At 69.8% G+C, this 17,696-nt stretch carries 15 protein-coding genes; all 15 read left to right on the forward strand.

All coding sequences use genetic code 11. The annotated features are described in order from the left end of the window. Positions 1-62: 62 nt before the first annotated feature. The gene (locus ACFPCV_RS04245) at positions 63-1,511 is read left to right on the forward strand and encodes an MFS transporter (protein ID WP_378054652.1); all 1,449 of its coding nucleotides are present in this window, start codon (positions 63-65) and stop codon (positions 1,509-1,511) included. An 81-nt stretch (positions 1,512-1,592) separates the two neighbouring features. Then, on the forward strand, positions 1,593-2,363 hold the full coding sequence (locus tag ACFPCV_RS04250) for an alpha/beta hydrolase (protein ID WP_378054654.1): 771 nt from the start codon (positions 1,593-1,595) through the stop codon (positions 2,361-2,363). A 211-nt stretch (positions 2,364-2,574) separates the two neighbouring features. After that, positions 2,575-3,627: a LacI family DNA-binding transcriptional regulator gene (locus ACFPCV_RS04255; RefSeq protein WP_378054656.1), complete on the forward strand. Its 1,053-nt coding sequence runs from the start codon at positions 2,575-2,577 to the stop codon at positions 3,625-3,627. 36 nt (positions 3,628-3,663) lie between these two features. After that, positions 3,664-4,596 carry a DUF6772 family protein gene (locus tag ACFPCV_RS04260; protein ID WP_378054658.1) on the forward strand — a complete coding sequence of 311 codons (933 nt, stop codon included), beginning with the start codon at positions 3,664-3,666 and terminating at the stop codon, positions 4,594-4,596. Between the two features lie 46 nt (positions 4,597-4,642). After that, positions 4,643-4,969 carry a DUF6385 domain-containing protein gene (locus ACFPCV_RS04265; protein ID WP_378054660.1) on the forward strand — a complete coding sequence of 109 codons (327 nt, stop codon included), beginning with the start codon at positions 4,643-4,645 and terminating at the stop codon, positions 4,967-4,969. 51 nt (positions 4,970-5,020) lie between these two features. Continuing rightward, positions 5,021-5,950, forward strand: a complete 930-nt coding sequence (locus ACFPCV_RS04270; protein ID WP_378054662.1) for an ABC transporter permease — start codon at positions 5,021-5,023, stop codon at positions 5,948-5,950. Beyond that, positions 5,947-6,825 carry an ABC transporter permease gene (locus ACFPCV_RS04275; RefSeq protein ID WP_378054664.1) on the forward strand — a complete coding sequence of 293 codons (879 nt, stop codon included), beginning with the start codon at positions 5,947-5,949 and terminating at the stop codon, positions 6,823-6,825. Before ACFPCV_RS04270 ends, ACFPCV_RS04275 begins: the two co-directional genes overlap by 4 nt. A gap of 62 nt (positions 6,826-6,887) precedes the next feature. After that, entirely contained in the window at positions 6,888-8,393 is a 1,506-nt protein-coding gene (locus ACFPCV_RS04280; RefSeq protein ID WP_378054666.1) for an ABC transporter substrate-binding protein, read from the forward strand. A 64-nt stretch (positions 8,394-8,457) separates the two neighbouring features. After that, the gene (locus ACFPCV_RS04285) at positions 8,458-9,450 is read left to right on the forward strand and encodes an ABC transporter ATP-binding protein (RefSeq protein ID WP_378054667.1); all 993 of its coding nucleotides are present in this window, start codon (positions 8,458-8,460) and stop codon (positions 9,448-9,450) included. Next, positions 9,447-10,262: an ATP-binding cassette domain-containing protein gene (locus ACFPCV_RS04290; protein WP_378054668.1), complete on the forward strand. Its 816-nt coding sequence runs from the start codon at positions 9,447-9,449 to the stop codon at positions 10,260-10,262. The genes ACFPCV_RS04285 and ACFPCV_RS04290 overlap by 4 nt, the downstream gene beginning before the upstream one ends. A 51-nt stretch (positions 10,263-10,313) precedes the next feature. Continuing rightward, positions 10,314-12,170, forward strand: a complete 1,857-nt coding sequence (locus tag ACFPCV_RS04295; RefSeq protein WP_378054669.1) for a right-handed parallel beta-helix repeat-containing protein — start codon at positions 10,314-10,316, stop codon at positions 12,168-12,170. Positions 12,171-12,245: 75 nt separating this feature from the next. After that, entirely contained in the window at positions 12,246-13,910 is a 1,665-nt protein-coding gene (locus ACFPCV_RS04300; RefSeq protein WP_378054670.1) for a glycoside hydrolase family 13 protein, read from the forward strand. Next, positions 13,907-15,520, forward strand: coding sequence for an FAD-dependent oxidoreductase (locus ACFPCV_RS04305; RefSeq protein WP_378054671.1), 1,614 nt, complete (start codon positions 13,907-13,909; stop codon positions 15,518-15,520). Before ACFPCV_RS04300 ends, ACFPCV_RS04305 begins: the two co-directional genes overlap by 4 nt. Positions 15,521-15,523: 3 nt before the next feature. Continuing rightward, positions 15,524-16,441: a dihydrodipicolinate synthase family protein gene (locus tag ACFPCV_RS04310; protein WP_378054672.1), complete on the forward strand. Its 918-nt coding sequence runs from the start codon at positions 15,524-15,526 to the stop codon at positions 16,439-16,441. Continuing rightward, positions 16,434-17,696, forward strand: a complete 1,263-nt coding sequence (locus ACFPCV_RS04315; protein ID WP_378054673.1) for a sulfatase family protein — start codon at positions 16,434-16,436, stop codon at positions 17,694-17,696. The genes ACFPCV_RS04310 and ACFPCV_RS04315 overlap by 8 nt, the downstream gene beginning before the upstream one ends.

A 17,696-nucleotide genomic window follows, 5' to 3' on the forward strand; every position in this document is an offset into this window, starting at 1 on the left:
ACCGCGGCGCGGTGACCCGGCGGGGTCTTGTTCCCGGCCGACCCGCACCCACTGGAGGAACGATGGCGAACCAGAAGGCACTGCCTCCGTACTGGGCGGTGGTGCTGACCGCGTCCGGCGCGAACTTCCTCGCGATGCTGGACTCCACGGTCACCATGCTCGCCGTGCCCGCACTGCAACGGGACTTCCCGTCCTCGTCCCTGCCCGAGCTGGCACTGGTCGTCGGCGCGTACGCGGTCCTGTTCGCCGCGCTGCTCGCGCCGGCGGGCCGCCTCGCGGACACCATGGGCCGCAAACGGGTCCTGCTCGGTGGTGTCGCACTGTTCACCATGGCGTCCGTGCTGTGCGCGCTGGCGCCCACCGTGCCGCTGCTCGTCGCGGCAAGAGCCGTGCAGGGCATCGGCGCCGCCGTCATGGTCCCGGCGTCGCTGTCGGTGCTGTTGCTGGACACCCCGCCGAAGCGGCGGATGATGTCGATCTCGTTGCTGAGCGCGGCCGGTGCGATCGCCGCCGCGGTCGGCCCGAGCGTTGGCGGGCTGCTCGTCGAGGCCTTCACCTGGCACGCGGTGTTCCTCATCAACGTCCCGCTCGGCATCGCCCTGATCGTCGTCGGCGCGAAGGTCCTGACGCCCACGCCCGCCAGGTCCGGGCTGCCGGACCCGGTCGGGGTGCTGCTGCTCGTCCTCGGGGTCGGCGGGCTCACCGTCGGCATCACCAACGGGTCGAGCTGGGCGTGGACCTCCGGGCGCACGCTGGTGTGTCTCGGCGCGGGGGCCGTGTGCGTCTGGCTCGCCGTGCGCCGGTCGCTGCGCCACCCCAGCCCGGCGGTCGAGCTCTCGCTGTTCCGGCGCAACCGGATGTTCACCTCGGCGAACCTCGTCGCGCTGCTGTACGGCACCGTCATGTACACGTGGCTGCTGGTCAGCGTGCTGTTCCTGACCGACGTGTGGCAGTACTCGGAGCTGGCCGCGGGGCTCGCGCAGACCCCCGGCGCGGTCGTCGCCGCGATCGCGGCGGTGGTCATGGGCAAGGTCATGGGCCGGTTCGGCGGGCCGAGGTACGCGGCCGCGGTGGGTATGACCGCGCACGCGCTCGTGCCGGTGATCCTGTTCGTGTTCCTCACCGAGGACAGCGCGTTCGCCGCGCTGTGGCTCCCCTGCAGCGTCCTCGTCGGGTTCGGGATCGGCGCCACCATGACAGCCGTCATGACCGCCGGTGCGATGTCCGCGCCGCCGACGGAGTTCGCGAGCGTGAGTGCTGTCAACAACACCGCCCGCCAGATCGGCGGGGCCCTCGGCGCCGCCGTCGTCGCGACCATCCTACGGACCACGGCGGTCGGCGACGAGGCGGGCGGCGCGACGCTGGACTCCTATCTGGACGTCTACGCGTTCTGCCTGGTGCTGACGGTGGTCGCGATCGCGGTGGCCGTGTTCGGGCTGAGGACGCGGGGGCCGAGCGCGTCCGTGCCCACCGAGGACGCGAGGAGGACACCGGCGCGAGTGGCGGACTGACACCTGTACGAGGCGGCCGGGGCACGACATGCCCCGGCCGCCTCGTCGTGCCCGTGACCGCACTGCGCATAATCGACGATCGTGCGGAAGATCCCCTACCGGTCCGTCGGCGGCAGGACGCTGTTCCTTCGCGTGTCGGCACCGGCCGAGCCACCAGGGTCGCCGGTGCCGGTGGCCGTGTTCTACCACGGCGGTGGCTGGGTGAAGGGGGACTGGACACAGTTCCGGCCGCAGGCCGAACGCCTCAACGCGCTGGGCATGCTCACCGTCCTGGTCGAGTACCGCACGGCGGGTCCCGTGGCGGCGACCGAGGACGCGGTGGCCGCCATGAACGCGGTTTTCGAGATGGCCCCGGACCTCGGGGGCGACACGGAGCGCGTCGTGGCGATCGGCGGGTCGGCCGGTGGTCACCTGGCGCTGGCGACGGCCGTGCTCGACCTGCCGAACACGAATCCCGGCCATCGCCCCTCGGCCCTCGTCCTGCTGAACCCGGTGACGAACACGGCCGGTGAGTTCCCGCTCGGGTTCGGCCGACGGCATTTCGACGACGACGAGCACGCACTGCGTTATTCACCGTTGCGGCACGTCGGTGCGACCACCCCGCCCATGCTGGTCATGCACGGCACGGCGGACACCGCCGTCCATTGCGACAACTCCGTGGAATTCGTCGGGACCGTGCGGCTGCACGACGGGTACGCGGAGATCGTTCTGTACCCTGGCCAGCGGCACGGGTTCTTCAATCCGCGTGACGATGATCCTTCCGGGCCCGGCGACGGGAACGGTACTTACTTCGACCGGACGACGCGGGAAATGATCCGGTTCATCCAGCTCACGGTATTCGAAAAACCGTAATCCAAAGACCTCCTCCCCCACCTCGGCGGTGCGTCGGGAAGCACACCGGTGGTGACCCGGAGCGACGACCGGCGCGGCCACGCCGTCCGTGCCGTGGCCGCGCCGGGCTCGTGGTGCCCCGCCGCGAGCCGTGCCCAGGGCTCTTGACGACGCGTGACATCGGCCCGTAACGTCTCGCCCCATCGGAAATCAATACGTATTAAGGACGGCAATGGCAGGCCAACGACGGTCCCCGACCCAGGTAGACGTAGCCCGTCGCGCCGGCGTGTCCCAGGCAACGGTCTCGCTGGTCATCAGCGGTGGCACGTTGGGAAACCAGGTCGCGGAGAGCACGCGGCAGGCGGTGCTCCAGGCCGCCGCGGAGCTCGGGTACCGGGTCAACGCCGTGGCGCGCAGCCTCAAGGGTGGCCGCAACCGCATGCTGGGCCTGTACACGTTCGAGCCGGTCTTCCCGGTGGACCAGCGGGACTTCTACTTCCCGTTCCTGCTCGGGGTGGAGGAGGCGACCGCCGCGTTCGGGTACGACCTGCTGCTGTTCAGCTCGGCGGGCTCCGGTGGCGACCGCCGGATCTACGCCGGCGGGGTCAACAGGCTGAAGGTGGCCGACGGGTGCGTCCTCCTCGGCAGGCACCTGCATCGCGACGACCTGGCCGAACTGGCCAAAGAGGACTTCCCGTTCGTGTTCGTCGGGCGCCGCGAGGTGCCCGGCGTGGAGTTGTCGTACGTCGCCGCCGACTACGTGGGCGCCACGAGCGAGATGGTGCGGCACCTGGCCCGGCTCGGGCACCGGCGCCTGGCCTATCTGAAGGTGACCGACGACAGGGAATGGACCCGCGACCGCGAGGCCGGGTTCCGGCAGGGCCTCGCGGCCGCCGGGATCCCCGACGACCAGGTCCGCGTCTTCGCGATGGACGAGAGGGCCGCCCTCTCCGCGGTTCGCCTACAGGAGTGGCTCGCGGCGGGGATCACCGCGGTCCTGGTGGAACCCACCGACGACGACGGCGCGATCGTCGCACTGGAACACGCGGCCGCCGAAGCGGGCGTGCGGATCCCGGACGACGTCTCGGTCGCCGTGCTCGGTGACCCGCCGCTGAGCGAGGCGACCGCACGCGACTGGACCCGGTTCACCCTCCCGCGCGAGCAGATGGGCCGCGAAGCCGTCCGGATTCTCCTCGAACTGCTGAACGACGACATGGGCGCGCGACAGCTGTACCTGGACTGCACCCAGGTCACCGGTGACTCGGTGGCAGCGCTCCCCGAATAGCTCGCACAGCCGAACCTCACCTCTGATGGAGGCACGATGCAACGGGTCATCTCCTATGAACGCGGCCTGGAGAAGTTCAAACCGCTACGCAACGTTGTGACCTACGACGACTTCGACCACGGTTTCAACGGCTGGCTGGACCTGACCCCGAACTTCGTCAACGACGACTACCGCCACCACCCGTCCGAAGTGGACCTCGCGAGCTGGGCGCCGACCATGCTCAGTGCCGCGCCGATGCGGTTCGCCGCCACCCACGGGTCGATGGAAGGCACGTACTCGCTCAAGCTGAACACGAAACCGGTCGCCAACCGCTACGAGGAGAAACCGGCGAACGGAAGCATGGGCGTCGCGCTCAAGCGACTCTCCAACTTCGACCCCACCATGCGGTACATCCAGATGGAGGCGTGGTACGCCTACACCCCGCAGCAGGACCGGCTGGGGTTCGGCGAAGAGGACATGCGCGCGTTCGGGTTCTACTTCGACCTGCAGGATCCCGAGTACCGCTGGATGCCGGGCGTGCGCTACGTGAACTCGGTCAACGGCGAGCTCACCAAGAAGTGGCAGTACTGGAAGGTCGCCGACGGAGTGACCAAGAAGGACTGGTGCTACGGCCGCGAGGACGGCTGGCAGCGGCCGGGTATCGACAACCTGTGGTACGGGCGCCGCTTTCCCGACGGCTCGGCGGATGCCTTCCAATGGGTACCCGACGGTGCGCAGGACCTCCTCTACAACGAGAGCCCTGACAAGATCAACTGGTTGTACTTCCGGCTGCTGGTCGACTACCGGCGGCGCGAGTACGTCGAGTTGCAGAGCATGGACCGGACCTTCGACCTGCGCGGACTCACGCCGACCCTGTCCGAGCCGTACAAGAGCATCAACAACCTGATAAATCCCATCTTCTTCGTCGAGACCGACACGAACCGAAGCGTCAACCTCTTCCTCGACTCCGTCGTGTACTCCACGGAATGAGATCGTCCAGCCCCACGGACAAAGCCACTCGAGAAGGATCCGATCCGTGCTCACCTTCGCCACTTCGGTAATCGAACGCCGACTGCAAATCAGGACGGCGCACACCACCCACCCTTTCGAAGCCGGCTGGGCCGGCGAAGCGGTCTTCTTCATCCAGGCCGAGGGAACGCACCCGGAGTTGTCCATCCAGGCGCAGATCTCCCCGGACGGGCTGCACTGGGTCGACCGGGGTGCCCCCTGTGTGTTGTCACCACAGGCGGCGATCACCGCCATCGACCTGGAGAACTTCGGCGGATGGCTGCGTCTGGCCATCACCGGGGCGACGGGGGAACAGCCCGCGACCGTCCTGGTTCACCTTGCACTGAAGGGATGACCCGTAGCAGAGCAGCTTCGGGTTCGTTGCGATCGAGAGGAGGGCGGTTTGATGCTTCCCCAACTCGGGCGTCGACTCGGCCTCATGGTGTTCACCGTGTGGGGCGCGGTCAGCCTCACCTTCGTGATCCTCCGGCTCGCGCCGGGGGATCAGGCCACCGTGCAACTGGGGCCGGACGCGACCGCCGCCGATGTGTCCGCGTTGCGCGTGGAACTCGGCCTCGATCGGCCGATCTTCGTGCAGTACCTGGACTATCTCGGCTCGGCGGTCACCGGTGACTTCGGTGAGTCGTACCGGTTCCGCGAGTCGGCGATGACGGTCATCCTCGACCGGTTCCCGGCCACCGTCCTGCTGGCGCTCACCGCCACGGTGCTGGCGCTGACGGTCGGTCTGCTCCTCGGGATCATGGCAGGCCGTTCACCAGGACGGCTCACCGACCGCGTGATCTCCGGTGTCACCCTGGTCATGCAGGCCATACCGCCGTTCTGGTCGGGCATCATGCTGATCCTGCTCATGGCGTTGACCCTGCGGCTCCTGCCGAGTGCCGGGTCCGGCGACCTGGAGCACCTCGTGCTGCCCGCGGTCACCCTCGCGATCCCGTTCACCGCCCTCGTCGCGCGGATCACCCGCAGCAGCGTCGCGGAGGTCACGGCCGAGCCGTACATCCTGACCGCACGGTCGAAGGGCCTGTCCGAGCGCGCCGTGCTGGCCCGCCACGCCGTGCGCAACTCGGTGATCCCGGTCGTGACCATCGTGTCGCTGCACATCGGCACCCTGCTGGGCGGCGCGGTCATCGTCGAGCAGGTCTTCGCGTGGGAAGGGGTCGGCTCACTGCTGGTGAGTGCGGTCGGCAACCGTGACTACGCCATCGTCCAGGGCGCGACCGTGCTGTTCGCCATCGTCGTCGTGACGATGAACCTGCTCGCCGACGTGCTCAACTCCCGGCTGGATCCCCGAATCCGAGCGGGGGTCACGACATGACGACGATGGGACTGGTGCACACCCCGGTCGTGCCGGTGCGCACCGGGCGGGCCGCGGTACGCCGGATCGTCGGAGCCTTCCCGGTCGTGCTCTTCGGCTTGTATGTCGTCGCGGGCGTGTTCGGTCCGCTGTTCGTCGACTACTCCCCCGTGGGCGGAGATCTCGACGACCGGCTCCTGTCCCCCGGCTCGGTCACGAGCGATGGCAGCACGGCCGTGTTCGGCACCGACGCGCTCGGCCGGGACCTCTTCGGCCAGGTCCTCTACGGCGCGAGGACATCCGTGTTCATCGGCACGCTCGTCGTGCTGTTCAGCGGACTGGTCGGCATCGTGGTCGGTACCGCCGCGGGCTACCTGCGCGGCAAGACCGATCTCGTGGCGTCGCGCGTCATCGACGTGCTGCTCGCCTTTCCCGGCATCCTGCTCGCCATCGTCATCGCCGGGGTGTTCGACCGGAGCCTCGCGATCGTGGTCATCGCGCTCAGCGTCACCAACTGGATCGGCTTCGCCCGCCTCTCGCGGTCGATGGCCATGACGTTGCGGGAGCGCGACTGGGTCAAGTCGGCGACGGTGATGGGAGTCCCGCACCGACGCATCATCGCGCGGCACATCCTGCCGTTCATCGCCGGTCCGACACTGGCGCTGGCGACCACCGAGTTCGCGGGCGCCATCCTGGCCGAGGCCGCACTGAGCTTCCTCGGGCTCGGCCTGCCGTCGGCGTCGGTCTCATGGGGACAGACGATCGCCTCGGGCAAGGAATACCTCGCAAGCGCCTGGTGGATCGCCGCCATTCCGGGAATCGCCCTCGCGGTGCTCGTCATCTGCGTCGGCTTCACCGGCGACCGGCTCACCCGCTACTTCGGCCGAAAGCAATAGCGAAACGGCAGCAGGCCGCATCCCGCTACCACCCCCGAGCACAGCTCAGTGAGGAGCAAGGCATGAGATCCCTACGGCATTCCGCGATCGCGGTGACAGCACTGGTGGGCCTGGTCGTGACGACGGCATGTGGCGCCGACTCGACGGACGGTGGCGGCGATGCGGGCGGAGGGGAGATCGCGGTCGCCGGTCAGTTCCCCACCGAATCCATCGACCCGAACGGGCCGCTGGCCATCGACGGCGGCACCCGCGTCGCGGCGGTGCAGTTGTACAGCCCGTTGCTGCAGACGATCGGCCCTGGCGAGTTCGAACCCAAGGCCGCGGAGAGCTGGGACAGCAACGACACCGCGACGGAGTTCACGTTCACGTTGCGCGACGGGATCACCTTCTCCGATGGCTCCCCGATCACCGGCCAGGACGTGGCCACGTCGTTCGAGCGCACGGTGGCGGCCGACAGCCCGTTCTCGGCGAACTTCGTCGACGTCGGCGTCACGGCGACCGACGACACGGTGACGTTCACCCCGGCTGCCCCCGACCCGGCCCTGCCGGCCAAGCTGACCGGGGTCATGATCACCCCGGCGGGTGCCACCGAGGACAGTTATCTGGACAAGCCGGTGACGTCCGGCCCGTTCAAGGTGGAGTCGTTCACCCCTGGCGGCGACCTCGTCATGGTGCCCAACGACAAGTACTGGGGGGACAAGCCGAAGCTCGACCGGCTCACCATCCGGTCCATTCCCGAGGTCGCCGCGCGGGTCACGGCCCTGAAGACCGGTGAACTCGACGTCATCTGGGGCATCTCCGACGACCAGGTGACGCAGCTGAACGGCAACTCCGAGGTCCAGGTCGTGTCCGCGACCGGTTCCGCCGTCATCACCATGTGGATGAACGCCTCGACGCCCGCGTTGGGCAAGGCCGAGGTGCGGCGCGCCCTGTGGCAGGCGGTCGACTTCGACAAGAAGATCAAGGCGCTCTACCCGGAAAGCGGTGCGCCCGCGGACTCGGTCGTCGCCCCCACGGTGTTCGGCTACGCACCGCAGGAGCCCGTGACCTACGACCCCGACGCGGCCAGGCAGGCGCTCGTCGACGCCGGGTTCGACTTCGACACGACGTTGCGCTTCCACTTCTCGCAGGCGCAGTTCCGGCAGTGGGTGGACTCGGTCGTGTCCGATCTCGCGGCCATCGGTGTCAAGGTCGAAGCGCTGGAGAAGGAACAGGCCGTCTACACCGAGGACCTGCTGGCCCTGAACTGGGACATCAACATCCAGCAGGTCGGCACGCTCGGGTTGGACGCCTCGTACAACCTCGGCAGGCTCTACACCTGCGCCGCGGAGCGGACCGGGTACTGCAACCCGGAGCTGGACAAGATGCTGAAGCGGGCCGGGACCGCCAACGACCCCGCCGAGCGGGAGGCGGCCTACGCCGAGGCGACCGAGCTGATCTGGAACGAGGCGGTGGGCATGTACCCGATGTTCGTCAAGAACCTCTTCGGCACCCGTACGTCGGTCTCCGGCTTCGAACCGGACGGTGAGGGACTGCCGCGATTCGACACGGTTTCGGTTGATGAGTGACAGGCGCCCCGCGCGGCCCGGCACGGCCGTGATGCCGGGCCGCGCACCGGAGGGAGCTCGGCGAGTGGCCGCTGGGCCCCTCCGGGTCCGGGGTCTGACGATCGCGCTGCCCGGCCCACGTGGCATGGCCGACGTCGTCGACGGTGTCTCCTTCGACATGGCCGAAGGGCGCACGACCGGCCTGATCGGTGAGTCCGGCAGCGGGAAGTCGCTCACGGCGATGGCGCTGGTGGGCCTGATCCCCGACACCGGGGTGGCGAGCGGGCAGGTACTACTGGGTGAGGAGAACCTGCTCACCGCCGGCCGGGCACGGCTCCGGCAGGTCCGCGGTGCGGAGATCTCGGTCGTGTTCCAGGACCCGTCCACCGCGCTCAACCCGACCATGACCATCGGTGACCAGGTCGGCGAGATCCTGCGGGGCCGGGGTCTGTCCAGGAGCCAGGCGCGGGAGCGGGCCGCGGACCTGCTCGACCACGTCGGAATCCCGGACGCGGCCGGACGCGTCGGCGCCTACCCGCACGAGTTCTCCGGCGGGATGCGGCAACGCGCGATGATCGCCCTGGCGCTGGCCGGCGGGCCGAGGTTCGTCCTCGCCGACGAACCGACGACCGCGCTGGACGTCACCGTGCAGGCCAGGATCCTCGCCCTGCTCGGCCGCCTCCGCGACGAGGACAACCTGTCCATGCTGCTGGTCAGCCACGACCTGCGGGTGATGTCGCACGTCGCCGACGACCTCGTCGTCATGTACGCGGGCCGGGTCTGCGAGCGCGGCGGGGCGAAGGCGGTGCTCAACCGGCCACTCCACCCCTACACCGACGCACTGGTGCGCAGTGTGCCCTCGGTGCGGGTCAGGTCGGCGATCGCCGACCCGCTGCCTGGCAGCCCCGCCAACCCGTTCGACCGGCCGGCGGGCTGCCCGTTCAACCCGCGCTGTCCGCGCGCGGAGGACCGGTGCAGAACGGAGGTGCCGCCGTTGCGGGAGGTCGAGCCTGGGCGCTTCAGCGCCTGCCATTTCGCGGAGCAAATATCGGGCACAGTCGCGGAGGAACCGCGATGACGACCGCCACCGGGCTGCGGATCACCGATCTCACCGTGACCTATCCAGGGCCCCGCACCAGCGGATTCGGTCGACGGTCCCCCATCGCCGCCGTACGCGGCGCGAGCCTCGACGTCGCACCGGACGAAACCGTCGCGCTGGTCGGTGAGTCGGGGTCGGGGAAGTCCACGATCGCCCGCGCGGTCGTGGGGCTCGTGGCGGCCTCCGGCGGTGCCATCGAGTTCGACGGCACGTCGCTGACGAGCCGGCGTGACCGGTGGGCGCGGAGGAACATCGCGATGATCTTCCAGGATCCCCGCTCCGCGCTGAACCCGCGGATGTCGGCCGAGGCCTCCATCAGCGAGGCGTGGCAGGCACACCCCGAAGCGGCGCCGGAGGGCGTGCGCCGTGATCCTCGGCGGCGCCGGGCGGCCGTGGTCGACCTGCTGGCCCAGGTCGGGCTCGATCCCGACGTCGCGGGGAAACGCCCGACGGCGTTGTCCGGTGGGCAGTGCCAGCGGGTGAGCATCGCCCGCGCGCTGGCGCTGCGTCCTCGGTTGCTCATCTGCGACGAGGCGGTGTCGGCGCTCGACGTCTCGGTCCAGGCACAGGTGCTGCAGCTGCTGGTGAGCGTGCGCGAGGCGCGCTCGCTCTCGATGCTCTTCATCACCCACGACCTCGGCGTCGTGCGCCAGGTCGCCGACCGCGTCGCGGTCATGCGCCGCGGCGAGCTGGTCGAGAGCGCCGACGTGCAGACGCTGTTCACGGACCCACAACACGACTACACCAAGGAACTTCTCGCTGCCGCCGTCGACCTCGACGTGAGCGGCTGACTCCACGGCACGTCCTCGTCCGCAGACAGACCACCGTAAGGAGAAGGACACATGTCCGATCGAATCAACAGACGCGCGATGATCCGCACCGCCGCGGGTGCGGGTGTCGCAGGTGTCGGCGGGCTCGCACTCGGCGGCTCGGCGCAGGCCGAGTCGGCACCACCGAGCCTGGTCAACGCCGATGGCTCCCCCGTCCTCACGCCCCAGCAGTTCGGCGCGGTCGGTGACGGAGAAGCCGACGACACCGCCGCCATCCAGGCCGCGATCGACGCGGCCGGTCCGCAGCTGAACAAGATCGTGGTGTTCCCGCCAGGGCAGTACAAGGTCACGTCGACCCTCGTGGTCCCGGACAACGAGTACGAGTTCCCCGACTCGAACCTGAACCGGTTCGTGATGCGCGGATACGGCATGTTCGGTGAGGAGCCGTCGAAGATCCGCTTCCACCACGACGGTGTCGGCATCCGGTGGGAGGCGTCACTCGGCGGAATCCACGGCATGGCGTTCGACGCCCCGCAGAAGACGTCGAGCAACGTCGGCATCCACGTCGAAAGGTCCGCGAACACCGACGACACCGACATCACGATCGTCGAGTGCTCGTTCCTGCGCTTCAACCGCGCGGTCGTGAGTGTCGGCCGCGGCTTCCTGTTCACGAAGAACAAGGTCGCCGTCTGCACGACGGGCGTCGACATCTCCTGGCCCACGGAAGGGACGGCGGGGGGAAGCGGCTCCGTCCACCTCCCGCCCTACGGCCTGCGCAAGTGGCTCATCACCGACAACCACTTCCACTCGAACTTCGACGCCATCGTGTTCAACGCCGCCCCCGACGCCGACTTCCGCGGCGCGGTGATCAGCAACAACCTGCTCGACATCGGCCGCAGGCTGTTCAAGGGCAGCCTCACCAACTCGACCATCAGCGGCAACGTGGTCGAGAACGGCACCGGGAACGCGATCATCCAGATCGACTCCGGCGGCCACAACCTCACCGTCACCGGTAACGTGATCGGCGGGTTCGACACCACGCCGGGGGCGTGGGAGCCGCCCCGCTACGCGATCCTCTTCGCCAGCGGGGTGTCCGCGAGGAACGTCACGATCTCGGCCAACTCGTTCAACTGGATCCGCGGCTCCGCGATCGGGTTCGAGCAGTCCGCCGACAAGGTCGGCATCACGGACAACTCGTTCGACAACTGGAACCTGAGCAAGTCGACGGTCCACGGCGCCGTCATCGTGCACGCCGACGCCACCCGGTTCGCGATCATCGGCAACGTCTTCTCGGCCAATCCGAGGCCGGACGGGCTGCCGGTCCGGGTCACCGGCACGCTGGGCGGGTCCAACGTGGTCGGCAACGTGTCCACACAGGACGCTGTGGTGGCCGCGGGGGCGATCGGCGCCGACTCGTTCGTCGAGTCCGAGCCGGGCCGGTTCACGAGGGTCGAACTGGCCGCGGCGAAGGACGCCGCGGTGCGCGTCCTCAGCACGGCAACGGAGGGTGTCGCGGCGGGCAACACCTACGGCGGCTACCTCGTCCAGAGCGCGCTGCCGGACGGGTCGGGACCCGGCGTCAAGGGCGGCGTCGAGGTGGTCGCGGTGAACGCGTCCGGTTCGGCGGCCACCAACCTCCTGTGTGCCACGAACTCCACGAACGAGGTGGTCGCGTTCCAGGCCAGCGTGGCGGGTCTCGTCCCGCCTGTGGACAACGCCCGGGACATCGGCAGCGCGGACGCGAGCATCCGGACGGTGTTCGCCCACAGCACCAGCCTGCGTCCGTACAAGGCCGGGAAACTGCCCCCTGCCGCAGACGCGCGTGGCACGCTCATCAGCGTGGACGACGGTCATGACGGCAAACCTTGCCTGGCCATGTCCGACGGCAAGTCGTGGCGCCGCGTGCCCCTGGGCAACTCGATCGCATAGCCCTGACCGGGGCGCGGAAGCCGCCGGGCCTTCGCGCCCCGGTCACCACCGAACCAGGAGATGGAACCTTCGAGCATGGGTGATGATGTGACCTCGGCACCGTGGTGGCGAGACGCGGTGATCTATCAGCTCTACATCCAGTCGTTCGCCGACGGCAACGGCGACGGCATCGGCGACATCGCCGGGCTGCGCGGCAGGATCGGTTACCTGTCGAGCCTCGGCGTCGACGCCATCTGGATCACGCCGTGGTTCCGCTCACCACTGCGCGACGGGGGCTACGACGTCTCCGACTACCGCGCCATCCATCCCCGGTACGGGTCCGTGGCGCAGGGCCGGGAGCTGATCGAGGAATGTCACGGCGCCGGGATCCGGGTCGTTCTCGACATCGTCCCCAACCACACCTCGTCGGACCACCCGTGGTTCGCCGAGGCGCTGCGCTCGGCGCCCGGCTCCGCGGCGCGGAGCCGGTATCACTTCCGCGCCGGCCGGGACGACGGACAGCGTCCGCCCAACGACTGGCTGAGCGTGTTCGGCGGTCCCGCCTGGACACGGGTCGATGACGGTGAGTGGTACCTGCACCTGTTCGACTCCTCGCAGCCCGACCTCGACTGGGACAGCGAGGAGGTGCGGTCGGAGTTCGAGGACATCCTGCGGTTCTGGTTCGACCTCGGTGTCGACGGGTTCCGGATCGACGTGGCCACCGCGCTGGTCAAGGCGCCGGGGCTACCGGACCTCGGGTATCCCGACGGCGCTTTTCTCGCCGACCTGACCCGCCCGGACCACCCGCACCGGGACCGCGACGAGGTCCACGACATCTACCGCCGCTGGCGGAAGCTGGCCGACTCCTACGATCCGCCGCGCATGTTCGCGGCGGAGGCGTGGCTCGACGACGCGGACCGGCTGTCCCGGTACGTCCGGCCCGACGAGCTGCACACCACGTTGAACCTCCACTACCTGAAGTCGGCGTGGGCCGCGGCGGACATGCGCCGCGCCATCGACGCCTCGATCGCGGCGACGTCGTCGGTCGGGGCCCCCACCACCTGGGGCCTGTCCAACCACGACGTCGAACGGGTCGCCACCCGGTACGGCCGTGCCGACACCAGTCGCCGCGCCGGTGTGTCCGGGCCGGATCTTGGCCCGGTCGACGAACAGCTCGGCCGCCGCCGGGCACGGGCCGCGGCACTGCTGACGCTCGCACTGCCCGGCAGTGTGTACCTCTACCAGGGCGACGAACTCGGGCTGACCGACGCGGACGTGCCGGAGCACGCACGGCAGGACCCCATCTGGTTCCGGTCCGAGGGCAGGCGCCCCGGCCGGGACGGCGCCCGGGTTCCGTTGCCGTGGACCGAGGACGGCAGCTCGTTCGGGTTCGGTGACAACGGGGCGTGGCTGCCTCAGCCCGCGGACTGGGGAACCCGTGCGGTGTCGGTCCAGGACGGCGACGACTCGTCGTTCCTGGAGCTGTACCGGACCGCGTTGGCACTCCGGCGCTCCCACCCGGCGCTGGGTGGCACGAGCGAGGTGCGCTGGTGCGACGCGCCACGCGACGACGTTCTGGTGTTCACCCGCGCGCCCGGCTTCGGCTGCGTCGTCAACTTCGGTTCGGCACCGGTGCCGAACCCGCTTCGCGGCCGCGTCCTCCTGTCCAGTGACAACAGCGATGTCGATGGCGAGATCCAGCCGGACGGCGCGGTCTGGCTGGCGCTCGACCCCACCAGCGAGGAAAGCAGCACGACGTGACGGATGAACATGGGACCAGCACGGACGTTCTGATCGTCGGGGGCGGTGTCGGCGGTGTCGCCGCGGCGCTCGCGGCGTTGCGTCGTGGCCGGTCGGTGATCGTGACCGAGGAGTACGACTGGCTCGGTGGCCAGCTCACCAGCCAGGCCGTCCCGCCGGACGAGCACAAGTGGATCGAGCAGTTCGGCTGCACACGCGGCTACCGGGCGTTCCGGGAGGGCGTGCGGGACTACTACCGCACGTGGTACCCGCTGACGGGGCCCGCGCGAGGGCAACCGGACCTGAACCCGGGGCTGGGCCGGGTGAGCCGCCTCTGCCACGAACCGAGGGTCGCGGTCGCGGTGCTGGAGGGAATGCTGGCGCCGTACCGCTCGGCCGGGAAACTGCGGGTCCTGACCGGTCACCGTGCCGTCGCCGCACACGTCGACGGCGACCGGATCACGGCCGTGACGGTCGCGTCCCGCTCCGGTGAGGAGTCGACCATCGAGGCGCCCTACGTCCTCGACGCCACCGAACTCGGTGACCTGCTGCCACTGGCGGGCATCGAGCACGTCATCGGCTTCGAGTCGCGGGCCGAGACCGGCGAGCCGAGCGCGCCGAGCGAGGCGGCGCCGCTCAACCAGCAGGCGTTCTCGTGGGTGTTCGCGGTGGAGCACCACGACGGCGCGGACTTCACCATCGACCGCCCGGACACGTACGGCTTCTGGCGGGAGTACCAGCCCGGCTACTGGCCCGACCGCATGCTCAGCCTCACCGCGCCGCACCCGAGGACGCTGGCCGCGACACCGAGGACGTTCGTGCCGCACCCGGAGGCAGGCCCGATCGTCGCCGACCAGAGCAAGGACGGTGGCGACCTCGACCTGTGGCTGTTCCGTCGAATCTTCGCGCGGGAGCAGTACGCGCCTGGCTTCGCTGCCAGCGACGTCACCGTCGTCAACTGGCCGATGATCGACTACCTCCCTGGCCCGCTGATCGGGGTCACCGACGACGAGCGCGTCAAGCACCTGGAGGGCGCCCGGCAGCTCTCGCTGAGCATGCTCTACTGGCTGCAGACCGAGGCGCCGCGGCCCGACGGCGGCACCGGCTGGCCGGGGCTGCGCCTGCGGCCCGACGTGATGGGCACCGACGACGGCCTGGCCATGGCGCCCTACATCCGCGAGTCCCGCCGGATCCGCGCGCACACCACGATCGTCGAGCAGGACCTGTCGGTGACGGTGCGCGGCGACGCGGGCGCGGTGGCGTATCCGGATTCGGTGGGCGTGGGGATGTACCGGATCGACCTGCACCCCTCCACGGGCGGCGACAACTACCTCGACGTGCCCAGCAGCCCGTTCCAGATCCCCCTGGGCGCGCTGCTGCCGGTGCGGATGCGCAACGTCCTCGCGGCGGGCAAGAACATCGGCACGACCCACATCACCAACGGCTGCTACCGGCTTCACCCGGTCGAGTGGAACATCGGCGAAGCCGCGGGTGCCCTGGCGGCGCACTGTCTCACGAACTCGCTTACACCGGAGCAGGTCCGAGCCGACTCCCGTCTGCTCGAGACGTTCCAGAGCGAGCTCGTCGCCGACGGGTTCGAGCTGGCCTGGCCCGAGATCCGGGGATACTGAGTCATGATCGACGGGTCCGCACTACTCGGCGGGGTGACCGTTCCGCTCGTCACCCCGATGGACGAGACCGGCCGCCCGGCCGCGGAGCACGCTTCGGGGCTGCTCGCGGCGCTGGCGGCTGCCGGGGTGGAGAAACTGATGCTGCTGGGCAGCAACGGCGAGGGTCCGCTGCTGCCGACGTCGGTGATCGGGCCGTTCGTCGACGGGGTGATCGCGCGGTGGCGGTCGCTGACCGGCGGCGGCGTGGTCACGGTGAACATCACGGCGGCGGGCACCCGCGAGGCGCTCGAACGGGCCTCGATCGCGGCGAACGCCGGCGCCGACGCGCTGGTCATGAGCCCGCCGATCTACTTCCACCACCGCGAGGACGAGATCCTCGCCCACTACGCGGCCCTCGCCACGGCCGGGCTGCCGGTGATCGCGTACAACGCACCGCGCTACAGCAACCCGCTGACCCGCGACCTGGTCGGCGCCCTCCGCGACCTCGACCACCTCGTCGGGATCAAGGACAGCTCCGGTGACCTCGGGTTCCTCGCCGACCTCGTCGAGCTGAGCAGGCCCGGCTTCGCCGTCGCCCAGGGCGCGGAGACCCAGCTCGACGCCGCCCTCGGCCTCGGCGCCGAGGGCATCGTCCCCGGCGTCGCCAACATCGCCCCCGCCCTGTCGCTCCGGTTGGTCGCCGCGCACGAAGGCGGCGACCACGACGAGGTGCGGCGACTCCAGACGATGCACACCGAGCTCACCGGGCTCCACGCCATCCGCCGGGGAACGGCGGGGGTCAAGGCGGTCCTGGCACTGCGGAACCTGTGCCCGCCCCACGTGGCGCCACCCCTGCTGCCGAGCGGGCCAGCCGAGCGCGACGCGTTCCTGGACTTCGTCGCCACGCACGACGGCCACCTGCTCCGGGAGCACCATGAGTGACCGGCACACCAAGCCGAACATCGTCCTGGTGGTGATGGACGACCTCGGCTACGGCGACCTCAGTTGTATGGGGAACACGATCCTGCGCACCCCGCGCATCGACTCCATCGCCGACGACGGGGTCACCCTGCGGCACATGTACGCGACCTCGTCGGTGTGCACCCCGTCGCGCGCCGCGTTGATGACCGGCCGGTATCCGCAACGGGTCGGGCTGCCGAAGGTGCTGTCCCCCGAGCACGGGACCGGGTTGTCGTCCTGGGAGTACACGCTGCCGCGGATGCTGCACGACGCCGGTTACCGCACGGCGATGTTCGGCAAGTGGCATCTCGGGTGCCGGCCGGAGCACTACCCGACCCGGCACGGCTTCGACGAGTACGCCGGGCTGCTCTACAGCAACGACATGCATCCGGTCGAGATGTTCGAAGGGGACCGGATCTCCTCCGCCGACGTCGACCAGGCGACGCTGACCAGCACCTACACCGACCACGCCATCGACTTCGTCACGCGCAACGCGGACGTGCCGTTCCTCGTCTACCTCGCGCACACGATGCCGCACATCCCGCTGCACGTCGAGGACGAGTTCCGCGGCCGGTCGGCAGGCGGCCGGTACGGCGACGTCGTCGAGAGCCTGGACCATCACGTCGGCCGCCTTCTCGACACCCTCGGCGACCTCGGACTGGCCGACGACACCGTCGTCATGGTGACCAGCGACAACGGGCCGTGGTTCGAGGGCAGCACCGGGGGGCTGCGTGGCACCAAGCTGCACACCTACGAGGGCGGCATCCGGGTCCCGTTCGTCGCGCGATGGCCGGGGCGGATCCCGGCGGGCTCGGTGTCCGACGAGCCCGCGTGCCTGTTCGACCTGCTGCCGACACTGGCCGCGCTGGGCGGCGGCGCGGTGCCGAGGGACCGGCCGGTCGACGGTGTGGACATCTCGGCCGTCCTCACCGGCGGGCAGGCGCCGACGCCGCGAACGCTCTACTTCTTCCACTGGTGGACGCTCAACGCGGTCCGGGAGGGCCCGTGGAAGCTCCACCTTGACCGGCACCCGCGTGACCTGAACCGGGCGCAGGGCAAGGAACTCCCCCAGCTGTTCAACCTCGAACTGGATCCGGCGGAGAGCTACGACCTCAGCCACGGCCACCCTGAGGTCGTCGAGCACCTCGCCGGGCAGGCGGCACGTTTCGAGGCCGAGATCGCCGAGCAACGCCCCGCCGCGGAGGCCCGCGCCGGGGGCCGGGCGACGGTGGGGTGA

Origin of the sequence: Actinophytocola glycyrrhizae (genome assembly GCF_042653545.1) — a bacterium.
GTDB lineage: Bacteria > Actinomycetota > Actinomycetes > Mycobacteriales > Pseudonocardiaceae > Actinophytocola > Actinophytocola glycyrrhizae.

Excerpts from the sequence above, each read along its gene's own strand:
- ACFPCV_RS04245 (WP_378054652.1), top strand. The coding sequence starts at position 63 with ATGGCGAACCAGAAGGCACTGCCTCCGTACTGGGCGGTGGTGCTGACC.
- ACFPCV_RS04255 (WP_378054656.1), top strand. The coding sequence starts at position 2,575 with ATGGCAGGCCAACGACGGTCCCCGACCCAGGTAGACGTAGCCCGTCGC.
- ACFPCV_RS04260 (WP_378054658.1), top strand. The coding sequence starts at position 3,664 with ATGCAACGGGTCATCTCCTATGAACGCGGCCTGGAGAAGTTCAAACCG.
- ACFPCV_RS04270 (WP_378054662.1), top strand. The coding sequence starts at position 5,021 with ATGCTTCCCCAACTCGGGCGTCGACTCGGCCTCATGGTGTTCACCGTG.
- ACFPCV_RS04275 (WP_378054664.1), top strand. The coding sequence starts at position 5,947 with ATGACGACGATGGGACTGGTGCACACCCCGGTCGTGCCGGTGCGCACC.
- ACFPCV_RS04280 (WP_378054666.1), top strand. The coding sequence starts at position 6,888 with ATGAGATCCCTACGGCATTCCGCGATCGCGGTGACAGCACTGGTGGGC.
- ACFPCV_RS04290 (WP_378054668.1), top strand. The coding sequence starts at position 9,447 with ATGACGACCGCCACCGGGCTGCGGATCACCGATCTCACCGTGACCTAT.
- ACFPCV_RS04295 (WP_378054669.1), top strand. The coding sequence starts at position 10,314 with ATGTCCGATCGAATCAACAGACGCGCGATGATCCGCACCGCCGCGGGT.
- ACFPCV_RS04300 (WP_378054670.1), top strand. The coding sequence starts at position 12,246 with ATGGGTGATGATGTGACCTCGGCACCGTGGTGGCGAGACGCGGTGATC.
- ACFPCV_RS04310 (WP_378054672.1), top strand. The coding sequence starts at position 15,524 with ATGATCGACGGGTCCGCACTACTCGGCGGGGTGACCGTTCCGCTCGTC.
- ACFPCV_RS04315 (WP_378054673.1), top strand. The coding sequence starts at position 16,434 with ATGAGTGACCGGCACACCAAGCCGAACATCGTCCTGGTGGTGATGGAC.